The 15,392-nt window shown below is 69.0% G+C and carries 14 protein-coding genes; 5 read left to right on the top strand and 9 right to left on the bottom strand.

Annotation, left to right across the window (positions count from 1 at the left end; translation table 11 throughout):
- Positions 1 to 39 precede the first annotated feature (39 nt).
- Together MTE01_RS00575 and guaB are read right to left on the bottom strand one after the other, a co-directional pair.
- Positions 40 to 1,728 (bottom strand): ABC-F family ATP-binding cassette domain-containing protein, encoded by a 1,689-nt coding sequence (locus MTE01_RS00575; RefSeq protein ID WP_141375100.1) that lies wholly within the window; start codon positions 1,726 to 1,728, stop codon positions 40 to 42.
- Positions 1,729 to 1,942: 214 nt separating this feature from the next.
- The gene (gene guaB / locus MTE01_RS00570; RefSeq protein WP_141375097.1) at positions 1,943 to 3,445 is read right to left on the bottom strand and encodes an IMP dehydrogenase; all 1,503 of its coding nucleotides are present in this window, start codon (positions 3,443 to 3,445) and stop codon (positions 1,943 to 1,945) included.
- Positions 3,446 to 3,791: 346 nt separating this feature from the next.
- Between guaB and MTE01_RS00565 the strand changes: the two genes are divergently transcribed.
- Genes MTE01_RS00565 through MTE01_RS00550 form a run of 4 tightly spaced genes read left to right on the top strand, consistent with a single transcriptional unit; the run spans position 3,792 to position 7,779 of the window.
- Positions 3,792 to 5,081: an ABC transporter permease subunit gene (locus MTE01_RS00565; RefSeq protein WP_103206709.1), complete on the top strand. Its 1,290-nt coding sequence runs from the start codon at positions 3,792 to 3,794 to the stop codon at positions 5,079 to 5,081.
- Positions 5,082 to 5,088: 7 nt separating this feature from the next.
- Positions 5,089 to 6,072, top strand: coding sequence for a branched-chain amino acid ABC transporter permease (locus MTE01_RS00560; RefSeq protein WP_103206710.1), 984 nt, complete (start codon positions 5,089 to 5,091; stop codon positions 6,070 to 6,072).
- A gap of 37 nt (positions 6,073 to 6,109) precedes the next feature.
- Positions 6,110 to 7,060 carry an ABC transporter ATP-binding protein gene (locus MTE01_RS00555; protein ID WP_174799635.1) on the top strand — a complete coding sequence of 317 codons (951 nt, stop codon included), beginning with the start codon at positions 6,110 to 6,112 and terminating at the stop codon, positions 7,058 to 7,060.
- On the top strand, positions 7,057 to 7,779 hold the full coding sequence (locus MTE01_RS00550; protein WP_141375095.1) for an ABC transporter ATP-binding protein: 723 nt from the start codon (positions 7,057 to 7,059) through the stop codon (positions 7,777 to 7,779). Before MTE01_RS00555 ends, MTE01_RS00550 begins: the two co-directional genes overlap by 4 nt.
- A 543-nt stretch (positions 7,780 to 8,322) precedes the next feature.
- Here the strand turns inward: MTE01_RS00550 and MTE01_RS00545 are convergent.
- The 3 genes from MTE01_RS00545 to groES form a co-directional block, all read right to left on the bottom strand.
- On the bottom strand, positions 8,323 to 9,672 hold the full coding sequence (locus MTE01_RS00545; RefSeq protein ID WP_103206712.1) for an ABC transporter substrate-binding protein: 1,350 nt from the start codon (positions 9,670 to 9,672) through the stop codon (positions 8,323 to 8,325).
- 166 nt (positions 9,673 to 9,838) lie between these two features.
- Positions 9,839 to 10,780 (bottom strand): EamA family transporter RarD, encoded by a 942-nt coding sequence (gene rarD, locus MTE01_RS00540; RefSeq protein WP_174799616.1) that lies wholly within the window; start codon positions 10,778 to 10,780, stop codon positions 9,839 to 9,841.
- A gap of 138 nt (positions 10,781 to 10,918) precedes the next feature.
- On the bottom strand, positions 10,919 to 11,215 hold the full coding sequence (gene groES / locus MTE01_RS00535; protein ID WP_039394204.1) for a co-chaperone GroES: 297 nt from the start codon (positions 11,213 to 11,215) through the stop codon (positions 10,919 to 10,921).
- A 132-nt stretch (positions 11,216 to 11,347) separates the two neighbouring features.
- On the opposite strand from groES, the gene MTE01_RS00530 reads away from it, so the two are divergent.
- Positions 11,348 to 12,535, top strand: coding sequence for a class I SAM-dependent methyltransferase (locus tag MTE01_RS00530; RefSeq protein WP_103206713.1), 1,188 nt, complete (start codon positions 11,348 to 11,350; stop codon positions 12,533 to 12,535).
- Positions 12,536 to 12,544: 9 nt separating this feature from the next.
- Here the strand turns inward: MTE01_RS00530 and MTE01_RS00525 are convergent, their stop codons facing one another.
- Genes MTE01_RS00525 through tsaB form a run of 4 tightly spaced genes read right to left on the bottom strand, consistent with a single transcriptional unit; the run spans position 12,545 to position 15,343 of the window.
- Positions 12,545 to 13,009 carry a hypothetical protein gene (locus MTE01_RS00525; RefSeq protein WP_103206714.1) on the bottom strand — a complete coding sequence of 155 codons (465 nt, stop codon included), beginning with the start codon at positions 13,007 to 13,009 and terminating at the stop codon, positions 12,545 to 12,547.
- Positions 13,006 to 14,106, bottom strand: coding sequence for a tRNA (adenosine(37)-N6)-threonylcarbamoyltransferase complex transferase subunit TsaD (tsaD, locus tag MTE01_RS00520; protein WP_116238652.1), 1,101 nt, complete (start codon positions 14,104 to 14,106; stop codon positions 13,006 to 13,008). The genes MTE01_RS00525 and tsaD overlap by 4 nt, the downstream gene beginning before the upstream one ends.
- Entirely contained in the window at positions 14,106 to 14,711 is a 606-nt protein-coding gene (rimI, locus tag MTE01_RS00515; RefSeq protein ID WP_141375093.1) for a ribosomal protein S18-alanine N-acetyltransferase, read from the bottom strand. The genes tsaD and rimI overlap by 1 nt, the downstream gene beginning before the upstream one ends.
- Positions 14,711 to 15,343: a tRNA (adenosine(37)-N6)-threonylcarbamoyltransferase complex dimerization subunit type 1 TsaB gene (tsaB, locus tag MTE01_RS00510; protein WP_141375091.1), complete on the bottom strand. Its 633-nt coding sequence runs from the start codon at positions 15,341 to 15,343 to the stop codon at positions 14,711 to 14,713. Before tsaB ends, rimI begins: the two co-directional genes overlap by 1 nt.
- Positions 15,344 to 15,392: the final 49 nt, after the last annotated feature.

Genomic DNA, 15,392 nt, shown 5'->3' with positions numbered 1-15,392 from the left:
CGGATCGACCGCGGAGGACAGTCCCGCCCATCCGGCGCGTCACCGCGCCCGCACGACCCGCTTCTCGTCCCACACGGGCTCCGCCGCCTCGTACACCTCTCCGTCCGAGCCGAACACGATGAACCGGTCAAACGACCGCGCGAACCACCTGTCGTGCGTGACGGCGAGCACGGTGCCCTCGAACCGCGACAGCGCGTCCTCCAGCGCCTCGGCCGAGGCGAGGTCGAGGTTGTCCGTCGGCTCGTCGAGCAGAAGAAGCGTCGTACCCGAGAGCTCCAGCAGCAGCACCTGGAACCGCGCCTGCTGACCGCCGCTCAACGTGTCGAACGCCTGCGAGGCCTGCGCGATGAGGCCGTAGCGATCGAGCGCCGAGCTCGCGGCATCCCTCGGCATCCCCGCCCGGTTGTCGTCACCGCGATGAAGCAGGTCCAAGAGGGTCCTCCCGACGAACTCCGGATGCCGATGCGTCTGGGCGAACCACCCGGGGACGACCCGGGCGCCCAGGATGGCGCGACCGCAGTGGGCGACCCGATCGAGCCCGGCGCCCACGGTGGTGACGTGCCCGAGACGCACGTCGGGGTCGGTGCCGCCCCCGGCGAGCAGACGGAGGAAGTGGGATTTACCCGACCCGTTCGAGCCGAGCACGGCGACGCGGTCACCGAACCACACCTCGAGGTCGAACGGCTTCATCAGGCCCGACAGCTCGAGCCGCTCCGCCACCACCGCGCGTTTGCCCGTGCGCGCCCCGCGCAGGCGCAGCTGCAGATCCTGCTCGGGCGGGCGCTCCTCGGGCGGCCCCGCCTGCTCGAACTTCGACAGGCGCGTCACCGCCGCCTGGTAGCGCGAGGCGAAGCCGTCGTTGGCGGCCGCGGCCACCTTCATGCGGGCGACCAGCGCGCGCAGCTTCTCGTGCTCCTCGTCCCAGCGGCGACGCAGCTCCTCGAGGCGGGCCATGCGGTCCTCTCGCGCGGCTCCGTACGTGCCGAATCCCCCGCCGTGCACCCACGCGGTGCTGCCCGCGGCTCCCGTCTCGAGGGTGACGATGCGGTCGGCGGCGCGGGCGAGCAGTTCGCGGTCGTGCGAGACGAGCAGCACGGTCTTGGACGTCGCCCGCAGCTGCTCCTCGAGCCAGCGCTTGCCGGGCACGTCGAGGTAGTTGTCGGGCTCATCGAGCAGGAGCACGTCGTCGGGTCCGCGCAGCAGGGCCTCGAGGGCGAGCCTCTTCTGCTCGCCGCCCGACAGCGTGGACAGGTCGCGGAACCGCGCCCGCTCGTACGGCAGCCCGAGGGCGGCCGTCGTGCAGGTGTCCCAGACCGTCTCGTGCTCGTAGCCGCCCGCGTCGGCGTAGTCGGCGAGCGCCGAGGCGTACCGCAGTTGGGTGTCGAGGTCGTCGCGCTCGATGAGGGCGTTCTCGGACGCCTCGAGCTCGAGCGCCGCACGTCGGATGCGGGTGGGCGACACCGACACCAGGAGGTCGTGGACGCTCTCTCCGTCGCGCCCGTGCCCGACGAACTGGTCCATTACGCCGAGCGAGCCGCCCATCGACACGACACCGCCGTGCGCCTTCTCGTCACCGCGGATGATGCGCAGCAACGTCGTCTTCCCCGCGCCATTCGGCCCGACCAGAGCGGTCGTCACCCCCTCACCGACGCGGAACGTCACCTCGTCGAGCAGGGGCCTGCCGTCGGGCAGCGTGAATGAGAGGGCGGCGAGGTCGAGGTATCCCATGGCGAGTTCCGGGTCGGCCGCTCGTGGCGGCGGAGGCGACGTACGGATGCCCGCGGCAGTCCCCCGTCGGCCCGCAGCTGGCGAGCCGGCCAGCTTATCGGCATCCGGATGCCGTGTGCCAGGCGACCACCCGGGCTCCGGGGGCGCCACGACGTCGCGACGGAACGACGAACGGGCCGGGCAGTCGCCTGCCCGGCGGGTTCGTGCGGATCGCTTACTTCTTGTAGTTCGGCGCCTCGACGACGATCTGCACGTCGTGCGGGTGCGACTCCTTGAGTCCCGCCGAGGTGATGCGGACGAACTTGCCCTTGGACTTGAGTTCCTCGACGGTGCGTGCACCGACGTAGAACATCGACTGGCGAAGGCCCCCGATGAGCTGGTACGCCACTGCGGCGACCGGCCCGCGGTACGGGACCTGACCCTCGATGCCCTCGGGGATGAGCTTGTCGTCACTGGGCACGTCGGCCTGGAAGTAGCGGTCCTTCGAGTAAGACGTCTTCTTGCCGCGCGTCTGCAGCGCACCGAGCGAGCCCATGCCGCGGTACTGCTTGAACTGCTTGCCGCCCTGGAAGACGATCTCGCCCGGCGATTCGTCGGTGCCGGCCAGGAGCGAACCGAGCATGACGGTGTCGGCACCGGCCACGAGAGCCTTCGCGATGTCGCCCGAGTACTGCAGACCGCCGTCGGCGATCACGGGGACACCCGCGGGGATCGCCGCCTGGGCCGCCTCGTAGATCGCGGTGACCTGCGGCACGCCCACACCCGCCACGACGCGCGTGGTGCAGATCGACCCGGGGCCGACGCCGACCTTGACGGCGTCCACTCCCGCGTCGATCAGCGCCTGGGCGCCCTCGCGCGTCGCGACGTTGCCGCCGATGACGTCGATGTGGTCGAAGGACGCATCGGCCTTGAGGCGACGCACGATGTCGATCACACCGGCCGACTGGCCGTTCGCGGTGTCGACGACGAGCACGTCGACACCCGCGTCACGCAGGGCCTCCGCGCGCTGCCACGCGTCACCGAAGAAACCGATGGCCGCGCCGACCCGCAGACGCCCCTGGTCGTCCTTGGTCGCGAGGGGGTACTTCTCGCTCTTGTCGAAGTCCTTGATCGTGATGAGGCCGGCGAGCTTGCCGTCGTCGTCGACGAGGGGGAGCTTCTCGACGCGGTGCTTCGCGAAGGTCGCGATGACGTCGTTGGCGTGGATGCCGACGTGCCCGGTGATCAGGCCGTCCTTCGTCATGACGTCCTTCACTTTGGTCGTCTGTCGCTCGAAACCCGAGACGAAGCGCATGTCGCGGTTCGTGATGATGCCCACGAGCACGCCGTCGGGGTCGACCACGGGCAGACCCGAGATGCGGTACTGCGCGCACATCGCGTCGACCTCGGCCACCGTGGCATCCGGGTTCGTCGTGATGGGGTTCGAGACCATGCCCGACTCGCTGCGCTTGACCTGGTCGACGATGCCGGCCTGGTCGTCGATCGACAGATTGCGGTGCACGATGCCGATGCCGCCCTGACGCGCGATGGCGATCGCCATGCGGGCCTCGGTGACGGTGTCCATCGCGCTCGAGAGCAGGGGCGTGGCCACCGTGATGCGGCGGCTCAGACGCGACGACGTGTCGGCCTCGCTCGGGATGACGTCGGTGTGGCCCGGAAGCAGCAACACGTCGTCGTAAGTCAGTCCGATGAAACCGAACGGGTCGTGCTGCTCCATGAATCCTCCTGCGCGCGCGGCGCCTGCTCGAAAAGGGACGTCGTCGGCCGGAGCGCGTGCGAGGCGCTCCGCCTGAAAGTGTAAGCGCCGGAGAGGCCTCTTTTCTTCCCCGCCCGCGCGATATACCCCACGACGGGCTACCGCGACTACCCCTATTCCGCACTCGCGGATAAGCCGGGAATGCGCAACGCACAGCGAATTGATCGTGTCCGGGTATCGTTCTCGCATCGACTGCTGCAATGGAAACAACGCGGCAATAAACCCGGACTACGGTGTCCGGGCGGCGACGGTCCACGTCGTCGAACGACCAGGAGGTTTCGTGACCACTCGGCAAGCATCCCCACGGATGCCTCGCCGTCGACGCTCGATCCTGACGCTGTTGTCAGGACTCTTCGCTGCCGCCCTGGTGCTCGGGTTCGCCCCGGCATCGACGGCAGCCGTCAACGATGAGGATCTTCCCTACTCGATCACGGTGAACGTGCGCTCCGAAGGCGAGCCCGTCGCGCAAGCGAAGGTGACCGCCACGGACGGGTCCTTCACGGGCGAAGCCACGACAGACGAGCGCGGTCGCGCGACGATCAAGGTCCCCACCAAGGAGGGATCCTGGACGGTGGACCTCGACCGGAACTCGCTGCCCTCGGGCGTGACCGTTCCGGACGGACAGGAGTTCGAGCGGCAGGTGCAGTTCGGCAGCTCCAGCACCGTCTCGAGCAACTTCACCCTCGGCGCCGCGGAACGACAGACGGTCGGCTTCATGGACCAGCTGCTCTCGCGCACCGTGAACGGGCTGAACTTCGGCCTCATGCTGGCCCTCGCCGCCATCGGACTCTCGCTCGTGTTCGGCACGACGGGCCTGTCCAACTTCGCCCACGGTGAAATGGTGACCTTCGGTGCCATTGCAGCGCTGTTCTTGAGCGCGGGCACCGGATGGTCGATCTGGATCGCGATCCCGCTCGCGGTCATCCTCTCGGGAGTCTTCGGACTCGCGATGGATGCCGGCATCTGGAGGCCTCTTCGACGGAAGGGGCTGGGCATCGTCCAGCTCATGATCGTCTCGATCGGTCTGTCGCTGGCGCTGCGCTACATCTTCCAGATCTTCATCGGCGGTGGGACGCAGCAGCTCCCGGGGGCCTCGAGCGACATCATCCCGGGCCTCGGGTCGATCCGCATCAGCGTCACCGACCTCACGAGCATGGGCATCTCGATCGTCGTCATCGCGGCCTTCGCCTGGTTCCTGACCCGCACGCGACTCGGCCGGGCCACCCGCGCCGTGTCGGACAACCCCTCGCTCGCCGCCGCCAGCGGCATCGACGTCGACAACGTCGTGCGCATGGTCTGGATCCTGTCGTCGGCGCTGGCCGGCCTCGCGGGTGTCCTGTGGGCCTACTTCCGCCCCGGCATCCGCTGGGACATGGGTTCCGGCATCCTGCTGCTCATGTTCGCCGCCGTTGTGCTCGGCGGGCTCGGTACCGCGTTCGGAGCCCTCATCGGCTCGATCGTGGTCGGGCTCCTCGTCGAGGTATCCACGCTGTGGATCCCCTCCGACATGAAGTATGTGGGCGCCCTCGTCGTGCTCATCGTCATCCTCCTCTTCCGACCGCAGGGCATCCTCGGTCGCCGAGAGCGAATCGGGTAGGTAAACCATGGACTTCCTGCAGATCCTCTCGAACACGGCCTCGCAGATCCTCGCGCCGGCCACGTTCGGATACGCCCTCGCGGCCATCGGCCTGTCGATGCACTTCGGCTTCGCCGGTCTTCTCAACATGGGCGTCGCCGGCTTCATGGCCATCGGCGCCTACGGCTTCGCGATCTCGATCCTGACGTTCGGCCTCGCATGGCCGCTCGCCGCCCTGATCGGTTTCGCCGCGGCCGTCGTGTTCGCGCTCATCATGGGCATCCCGACGCTGCGACTTCGAGGCGACTACCTCGCCATCGTCACGATCGCGGCCGCCGAGATCCTTCGGCTGGTGTTCCTCACCTCGACCTTCCGTGGCGTCACGGGCTCGGCCGACGGTCTGTTCAACTTCCAGTCGGGCTGGCGAGGCGAGAACAACCCGCTCCCCGCGGGCGACTACGGCTTCGGCCCGTGGACGTACAACGCGAACCGCTGGTACGTCATCCTCCTCGGTCTGGTCGCGGTCGCGGTGGCGGTGCTGCTCGTCTGGATGCTCATGCGCAGCCCCTGGGGCCGTGTCATCCGCGGCATCCGCGAGGACGAAGACGCCGTGCGTGCGCTCGGCAAGAACGTCTTCGCCTTCAAGATGCAAGCGCTCGTCATCGGTGGTGTGATCATCGCCGCGGGCGGCATCATCACGGCGATGGACACGAACGTGAACCCGAATGTGTACGTCACCTCGCAGACGTTCTTCGTCTACACGGCACTGCTCCTCGGTGGTGCTGCGACGATCTTCGGCCCGGTGCTCGGCGCTGTTCTGTTCTGGGTCGTACGGGCATTCCTGTCGAACCTCCTGCCGGCGCTGTCCTCCATCGGACTGCTGCCCTTCCTCACCGCCGACCAGTCCCAGATGCTCGTCTTCGTGATCGTCGGCGTCGCGCTCATGCTGCTCGTGATCTTCCGCCCCCAGGGCATCCTGGGCAGCAAGAAGGAGATGACCTTTGTCCGATGAGTCCACGCCGGTCGCACCCAGCGCCTCCGCGCCGCGGGTGAAGGCGACCGGGCTGCACAAGGGCGAGATCGCCCCCGGCGTCGCCAAGGTCGATCCGATCATCATCGCCGACAACGTCCGCCGAGACTTCGGCGGCAACACCGCCGTCGACGTGAAGCACCTCGAGATCCCCCGCAACGCCATCACGGCGTTGATCGGGCCCAACGGTGCCGGCAAGACGACGCTGTTCAACCTCCTCACCGGCTTCGACAAGCCCAACAGCGGCCAGTGGTCGTTCGACGGGCGCAACCTCGCCGGCATCCCCGCGTTCAAGGCGGCCCGCATGGGTCAGGTGCGCACGTTCCAGCTCACCAAGGCGCTGGGTCTTCTCACCGTGCTCGAGAACATGAAGCTCGGTGCGACGAAGCAGAAGGGCGAGAGCCTGCTCTCGAGCATCCTCCCCTTCGTCTGGCGCAAGCAGGAGACCGCCAACGACGAGAAGGCGCGCGATCTGCTCAAGCGGTTCAAGCTCGACTCCAAGGAGACGGACTTCGCCGCCTCGCTCTCGGGCGGTCAGCGCAAGCTCCTCGAGATGGCGCGAGCGCTCATGAGCGACCCGACGCTGGTCATGCTCGACGAGCCGATGGCCGGGGTCAACCCCGCGCTGACGCAGTCGCTGCTCGACCACATCCTCGACCTGAAGGACCTGGGGATGACCGTGCTCTTCGTCGAGCACGACATGCACATGGTCCGCCACATCGCCGACTGGGTCGTGGTCATGGCCGAGGGCAAGATCGTCGCCGAGGGACCGCCCGACACCGTCATGAAAGACCAGGCCGTGATCGACGCCTACCTCGGAGCCCACCAGGACGTCGACCTCGGCGTCGTCACGGGTCGCCACGAGGGGACGGTCGACTCTGCCGCTGCCGCCGAGCTGCTCGAGACCGCTCAGCAGGTCGACGCCGCGATCGACAACGAGTCGTCGCACGAGAAGGAGGACGGTCGATGACCGCCAACGTTGTCGAGCTCCGCGACGTTCACGCCGGCTACCTGCCGGGCGTGAACATCCTCAACGGCGCCAACCTCACCGCCGCCCCCGGCGAGCTGATCGGCATCATCGGCCCCAACGGCGCCGGCAAGTCGACGATGCTCAAGGCGATCTTCGGTCAGGTCAAGGTGCGCTCGGGCTCCGTCCTCCTGCAGGGCGAAGAGATCACGGGACTGCGGGCGAACAAGCTCGTCGCGAAGGGCGTCGGGTTCGTCCCCCAGACGAACAACGTGTTCCCGAGCCTGACGATCGCCGAAAACCTGCAGATGGGTCTCTACCAGCGACCGAAGGGGTTCACCGAGCGCGTCGACTTCGTCACGAGCATCTTCCCCGACCTCGCCAAGCGCCTGAAGCAGCGGGCGGGATCGCTGTCGGGTGGCGAGCGCCAGATGGTCGCCATGGGCCGCGCGCTCATGATGGACCCGAAGGTGCTGCTGCTCGACGAACCGTCGGCAGGGCTCTCGCCGGTGCGTCAGGACGAGGCCTTCATCCGCGTCTCCGAGATCAACAAGGCCGGCGTCACCTGCATCATGGTCGAGCAGAACGCCCGCCGCTGCCTGCAGATCTGCGACCGCGGCTACGTGCTCGATCAGGGTCGCGACGCCTACACCGGTACCGGTCGCGAGCTGATGGACGACCCGGCCGTGATCGGTCTGTACCTGGGAACGCTCGGCACCTGAGCCGCGCTCCCGCCGATAGGCCCGAGTCCCCTCCGGGGCTCGGGCCTTCTGCGTGACGCCCGAGGTGCGCCAGCCCGGCTCCCCATCGCTCCACACCCTCGTCGAGTGTCCGCGACAGGCCGCTCCCGGGCCCGCGTGCGGCGTGTCCTGGACACTCGACCCGCTGTGACGCCCTGCCCGCGCGGGCGTCAGGGGCGGAGGGGATGCCATAGGTCGCGCTCCCCCACGCGCCACGGCCCGCAGCGAGAGCCGCGGCCCGTCGACCGCACGGCCCGGGCACCCGGCATCCGCCCCGCGCCTACGCGCAGACGGAACCGCCCCCGTCTCCCTCTCCGCCGCAGATCGAGAGAGGTGCCCCTGCCGTTCGGGGTGTCAGAGCATCCCGGATGCCGTGGCCACGCCCGGCACATCGTTCGAGGTTCACGGTGATCCACGAGTGGCGAATAGGCCGGGCACGACCTTTGGCCCGTGTCGCGGCCCGGCACCCCGCGCACGAGAAAAGGCCCCGGGACCAAGGTCCCGGGGCCTTTCAGAGAGAACCGATCAACCGGCGCGGAGCCAGCTGTAGTTGTTGTCGTCGCCGTACTCGAAGACACCGATAGTGGCCTGCGTCGGGTCGCCCACGTCGTTGAACGTGATCGGGCCCGAGACGCCGTCGTAGTCCGCTTCGCCGCCGCCGTTGATGATGTCGGCGCACGCGGCGTAGGTGGTGCACTTCGTGCCGCCGCCCTTGCCGCCCGAGACCGCCTGCATGTTGGCGGCCACGTCGGGACCGGCCGCCGAGCCCGCCTTCAGCGCCGCCAGGGCGAGGAGGACGACCGAGTCGTACGACTCGGGGGCGTAGGTGAAGTCCTCGAGCTTGGGGTTGCCCTTGCCGCTCCAGAACGACTCCAGCGTGCTGCGGAAGGTCGCCGTAGAGTCGGGGTCGACGCTCGGATACGTGCCCTTGGCGCCGGTGAGGGTGCCGTTCGGGAACTGCGTGCCGAAGTTCTTCAGGTTGCCGTCGACGAAGAACAGCTTGTCCTTCGCGAAGCTGGCCGTCAGGTCGGGGATGATCGTCGAGACCTCGTCGAACGTGATCAGGGCGATCGCGTCGGGCTTCTGGGCCAGGACGTCTTCGATCTGCGCCGAGAAGTTCGTGTCACCGGTGTTGTAGAGGCTGGTGGCCACGACGGAGCCGCCCGCGCCCTCGAACGCCTTCTTGGTGAAGCACGCGAGGCCGGTGCCGTACGAGTCGTTCAGCACGATCATGCCGAGCGTCTCATTGCCCTCGGAGGCGATCAGGTTGCCGAGAACCTCGCCCTGGAGCACGTCCGAGGGAGCAGTCCGCCAGTACAGGCCCTTGTCGTTGTAGCCGGTGAAGGCGGCCGAGGTGTTGGCCGGCGAGATCTGCACGGCGTTCGCCGCGATGACCTGGTCGATGAACTGCAGCGAGGTGCCCGACGACGCCGCACCGACGATCGCCGTTGCACCGGCTCCCAGCAGGCGCGGGATCTCGGTCTCGTAGGCCTTGTTGTCGGTGTCACCCGAGTCGCCCTGGATGAGGTTGATGTTGACGCCCTTGTTGGCGGCGTTGATGTCGGCCGCCGCGAGCTCGGTGCCGGCGATCTCGGGCGGGCCGAGGAAGGCAAGGTTGCCCGTAACGGGCAGAGCCGTACCGATGTTGTAGGTGAGGTCTTTGGCGGGGCCGGTCGAGGTCGACGAGTACTCGGGCGTGTACGAGGCGGGTTCGGCAGCGTTGCAGTCGATCGGGAAGTCGCCTCCACCGGCGGCGTTGCCGGAGTCGGACGGAGTGCTGGTACCGGTACAACCGGCGAGGACGAGCGCGGAGACGCCGACCACGGCGAAGCCGCCGATGATCTTCGCCGCACGCGAACGGGAGAGGACACTCATATGGGTGCTCCTTGGTGAGGTGGAACCGCGCGGATAACCCGCTCGGATTGTGACAAACCTAATGGCGCACTTGTCGCGGCGATGTTGCAATGTGTTAACGGTCGATTACGCGACCTAATCGTTACTTTCCTACGGCAATTGCGGCCGAGAAACGAAGTGAAAGAACTCAGACGGGCTCGACGACATCCGCGGGAACCCGGCGATGACGCCGGGAAGCGACGACGGAGTCGATGCTGAGAATCGCGAGCGCCACCCACACGAGCGCGAATCCGATCCATCGCTCGAGGGTCATGGGCTCGTGCAGAACCCAGACGCCGATCCCGAACTGGATGATGGGCGCCACGAACTGCAGCAGGCCGATGACGGTCAACGGCACGCGCCGCGCCCCCGAGGCGAACAACAGCAGAGGCACGGCGGTGACGGCTCCCGCGAGCAGCAGCAACACGGTGTGCAGCGTTCCCGCTGTACCGAGGGTGATGCCGCTGAGACTCGCGACGAACACCAGCTGGATCGCCGCGACCGGCAGGAGCCACAGCGATTCGAGGGTGAGTCCGCTCACGGCATCCACCGCCGGTCCGATCTGCTTCTTCACCAGGCCATAGAAACCGAACGAGAAGGCCAGCGTCAGGGCGATCCAGGGAAATGCCCCGTATCCGATGACGATGACGGCGACCGCGACGACGGCGAGGCCGATGGCGATCCACGGTACGACGCGCAGCCGCTCGCGGAGCACGATGACCCCGAGCAGCACCGTCACGATCGGATTGATGAAGTAGCCGAGGCTCGTCTCGATGACGTGGTTCGTCAGGGCCCCGTACAGATAGGTCTGCCAGTTGACGTAGATGAGCACGCCCGCCAGCGCGGTGAGGCCCATCAGCCGTGGCTGCCGCACGATCGCCAGGAACGGCCGCCACATGCGCAGCACCGTCAACAGAAGCAGGCAGAACACGAACGCGAGGATGATGCGCCACGCCACCACCTCGAAGGGGCCGGTGGGCGTGAGTTGCAGGAAGTACAGGGGCAGGACGCCCCAGAGCAGGTACGCACCGAGGGCGTACACCGCTCCGCGGGTGCTCCCGCCGGTCAGAGCGGAAGGAGCACGGGTCACGGACCCAGCCTAGGGCTCCGCCCGGGTCCCGAGACGCCGACCATCGCGCTTTTCGTGCCACATCGGGCGTGCCCGCACCGGGGACGACGAAGGCCCCGGATGCCGTGGCATCCGGGGCCTTCGAACGATCTCACTCGATCAGCGGACGACGACCGCCAGGACGTCGCGAGCCGAGAGCACGAGGTACTCGTCGGCGCCGAACTTGACCTCGGTGCCGCCGTACTTGCTGTAGAGCACGCGGTCGCCGACGGCGACGTCGAGGGGGACACGGTTGCCGTTGTCGTCGATGCGGCCGGGGCCGACAGCGACGACCTCGCCCTCCTGCGGCTTCTCCTTGGCAGTGTCGGGGATGACGAGACCACTCGCGGTGGTCTGCTCAGCCTCGACCTGCTTGATGACGATGCGGTCCTCGAGCGGCTTGATGGAAACCGACACGGTCTACCTCTTCTTTCTCGTTACAGAAGACTTGTCAGCACTCACGCGGGGAGAGTGCTAATTCGAGTGTAGAGAAGCGTTGGCACTCACGCAACGCGAGTGCCAGCAAGAACCCCCGCCTAGGCTGAATCGGTGGATACCAGCGAGCTGACCGCACTGCTCACGCCCGAGGGCCTGCGCCTCCTCGACGAGGTGGGCGCCCTCGACTCGACGGACGAGGTCGCTCGCTCGGTCTCGCGGCTGCGGGCCGCAGGCCACTCCCCCGACCTCGTCGCGGCCGTCGTCGGGCAGGCCCGGTTGCGCGTGCGCGCGATCGCGAAGTTCGGGCCCTTCGCCGAACGCATGCTCTTCACACGCGCGGGGCTCGAGCAGGCGACCCGCCTGTCCATCGCCGCCCGTCACGCCGGCCGCTTCCGCGCCGCGGGGATCGACAGCGTGGCCGACCTCGGGTGCGGAATCGGCGGGGACGCCCTCGGGATGGCGGGTCTCGGCATCCGGGTGCACGCCGTCGACGCCGACGAGGTGACCGCGGCCCTCGCGGCCTACAATCTCGCCCCCTTCGGCGACGCGGCGACGGTGCAGCACGCCCGCGCCGAGGACGTGGACCTGAGCGGGACGGATGCCGTGTGGCTCGACCCCGCGCGACGCACGGCGGGTCACGCCGAGACGCGCCAGGTGTCTTCGGCCGAGTGGTCGCCCTCACTCGAGTGGGTCTTCGAGCTGCTGAGAACAACGCCCGGCGGCGTGAAGCTCGGGCCGGGCTTCGACCGCACGCAGATCCCCGACGATGTCGAGGCGCAGTGGATCAGCGCCGACGGCTCGACCATCGAGCTCGTGCTCTGGGCCGGCTCCCTCGCCCGCGAGGGGATCCGCCGCGCCGCGCTCGTCGTGCGCGGGAACGACGCCTGGGAGCTCACCGCGCCATCCGACAGCCCCGATGTCGACGAACGCGAGCTCGGCGAATTCGTCCACGAGCCCGACGGCGCCGTCATCCGCGCGCGTCTCATCGGCGAGGTCGGACGAGCCCTGGATGCCGGCATGCTCGCACCCGGCATCGCCTACCTCACCTCGGACGCCGCGTTGACGAGCCCGTTCGTCTCGTCGTTCCGCGTGCGCGAGCAACTGCCGGCCGACCCGAAGAAGCTCGCCCAGGCGTTGCGCGCACGAGGGATCGGGACGTTGGAGATCAAGAAGCGCGGGGTCGATGTCGACCCGGCGGTGCTGCGCAAAAAGCTCTCTCTGCGCGGCGATGCCTCGGCCACACTCCTCCTCACGCGCGTGGGGTCGAAGCGTCTCGCGCTGCTGGCCGATCGCGTCTGACGACGCCGGTCACCCGACGGCGAGCTGCGAGAAGCCCCAGATCAACCAGCCGGCACTGAACGAGACCGAGAGCAGAGACAGCGCGAGCGCCCAGACGGCGGCCCGACGGCTGTCATGCGCCCGCCGGAGCGAGACGATGGCGAGGACCGCACCGATCACCCCGATGGGAAGCAGCCAGCCGGTGAACACCGCCGCCGCGAGCGCGATGATCGCCACGCCGAGCGCCCACGGCGCGACGGACGGCGGCGTCGGGGGCACGGGCGGGGCATAGGGGATCAGGTGATCGCCGAACGCCGCCATTTCGAGCTGGGCGGTCGGCAGGCGGCCGTCGACATCCTCGTCGATCTCGCGGGCCGTCATCTCGGAGCCCGCTGTCCGGACGTCGTCGGGCAGGGGCGGCACGGGAGGGAGGTCGACCGCGGGGCCGACGTCCGCCTTGCGCGCGCGCCGGGTGGGTGGCTGCGCGTCGGTCACGGGGTCGTCCCTGCGCGCGGGACCGGGATGTCGGCATCCGGATCCTCCGCCACCTGGATCTCGGTCACGGGGAGCGTCGAATCCGCCCCGAAGGCGAGGGTCGAGGGGCGACGGCCCGACGAGATGAGCTCGGCGGCGAGAGCGGCGATCATGGCGCCGTTGTCGGTGCACAGGCGCAGCGGCGGAATACGCACGGCCACACCCGCAGCCGCGGCGCGCTCGAGGGCGACGTCGCGCAGACGCTTGTTGGCGACGACGCCGCCGCCGAGCAGCAGACGCGGAACGCCGTGACGCGCACACGCGTCGAGGGCCTTGGTCACGAGCACGTCGACGACGGCCTCACGGAACGAGGCGGCGACATCGGCGACCGGGACCGGTTCACCCGCGGCCTCGTGCTGCTCGACCCAACGCGCCACGGCTGTCTTCAGGCCCGAGAACGAGAAGTCGTAGCGGTGGGATGCCATGTCGGACGCCCGTGAGAGCCCGCGCGGGAAGCGGATCGCGGTGGGGTCGCCCTCGGCCGCGGCCCGATCGATCTCAGGACCGCCGGGGTACGGGAGCGCGAGCAGGCGTGCGACCTTGTCGAAGGCCTCGCCCGCGGCGTCATCCATCGTCTCGCCGAGGAGCTCGACGTCGCTCGTCAGGTCGCGCACCAGTAAGAGGGAGGTGTGCCCGCCGCTGACGAGCAGGGCGACGGTGGGGTATTCGATCTCCCCCGCGTCGGCGTCGAGGATGTCGGCGGCGATGTGTCCGACCAAGTGGTTGACCGCGTAGAGGGGCTTGTCGAGGGCGACAGCGAGCCCCTTCGCCGCGCCCACGCCGACCATCAGCGCGCCGGCCAGGCCGGGACCGCTCGTCACCGCCACGGCGTCGAGATCGGCCAGGGTGACGCCGGCTTCGGCGAGAGCCGCGTCGATCGAGGGGTGGAGCGCCTCGAGGTGGGCTCGCGCGGCGACCTCGGGTACGACGCCGCCGTAGCGGGCGTGCTCGTCCATGCTGGAGGCGATCGTGTTGCTGAGCAGCTGTCGGCCGCGGACGATGCCGATGCCGGTCTCGTCGCAGCTGGTCTCGATACCGAGTACGAGGGGCGCGTCCATCAGCACCAACCCTTTCCGGAGGCGGAAGATGTCACGGATTCGGACGAGTGCACCGGACGCGGATCGGTCGACGCCTCTGATCCGATTCCGTGGGATCGGTCCGATTCTGCGGCACGGGGCGCCGCCCCATCCGCGGCCTCGGCACGCCGCGCGGACCAACCGCGCAGGTCGAGCCGCATGACGATCGCGTCGACGTCGTCGGGCTGGTAGTAGCGGGGGCGGCGACCGACCTCGGCGAACCCCTCCGACAGGTACAGCTCCTGTGCCGTCGGATTGTCGGCGCGCACCTCGAGGAACACGTCGTGCACCTCTCGGCGCACCGCCTCCTCCAGCAGCGCCGTCAGCAGGGCGCGCCCCCGCCCCCGGCCGCGCGCGGCCTCGGCGATGGCGATCGTCTGGATGTCGGCATCCCGAGCACCGCGCACCGCGCGCAGACCCGCGTAGCCGACGAGCCGCCCCGTCTCTTCGACGACGACGTACCAGCCGTGCGGCGAGGCGAGCTCTTCGCGCATCATCGCGGGACTCCACGCGTCGGTCGGGAATGACGTGCGCTCGAGGGCCATGATGGCGTCGAGGTCATCGACGGTGGCCGTGCGCGTCACCATTAGCTCACCCTCTTCGGCGCGTGCGCGGCGACCACGTCGGGGCTGCGCAGGTACAGCGGCTCGGAACACGCGAGCGTGCGGTCGGCATCGAGGGCGCGCGCCGCGGCGAGCGCGATCATCGCCGCCGACACCGTGGTGGCGTCGTAGCGGCGGGCGCCCGCGGCGTCGAGGCGAGAGTCGAGGTCGTCACGGGGGCACAGCTGCGCCTCCGATACCCGCAGGGGAAGGCCGTCGTCGTCGATGCCCTCGTAGACGCTGTAGGCGAACTCCTTGCGCCGCGCGTCGGTGACGACGGCGAAGCGGCCCGTGTCCGTTCCCGTCAGGGCATCGGAAAGGAGGAGTCCCAGGGCGATGCCGTCGTGGCTGGGCACGGGGACCACCGGGACGCCTCGTCCGAGTGCGTACACGCGAGCGGTGGCGATGCCCACGCGCAACCCGGTGAAGGGGCCGGGCCCCATGCCGATCGCGACGTGCGTGGGCGCGGGCGTCGCGACCGTGGCCCGGCGCAGCAGGTCGCCGATCACCTCGGCGTGGCCGAGCGGGTTGGAGCTGTGCTCGTCGGCGAGCACCTCCCCGTCGCGGGCGATCGCGGCGACGGCGGTGCCGAGGGACGTGTCGATGCCGAGAATCACGCTTCCAGCGTATCCGGCCGCTCCTCGGCGGCATCCGACTCCGCCCTCC

It is taken from the genome of Microbacterium testaceum, assembly GCF_006539145.1.
In the GTDB taxonomy this organism is placed as follows: domain Bacteria; phylum Actinomycetota; class Actinomycetes; order Actinomycetales; family Microbacteriaceae; genus Microbacterium; species Microbacterium testaceum.
Note: the sequence above shows the minus strand (reverse complement) of the source record. Positions and strands in the feature narration are given on the sequence as shown.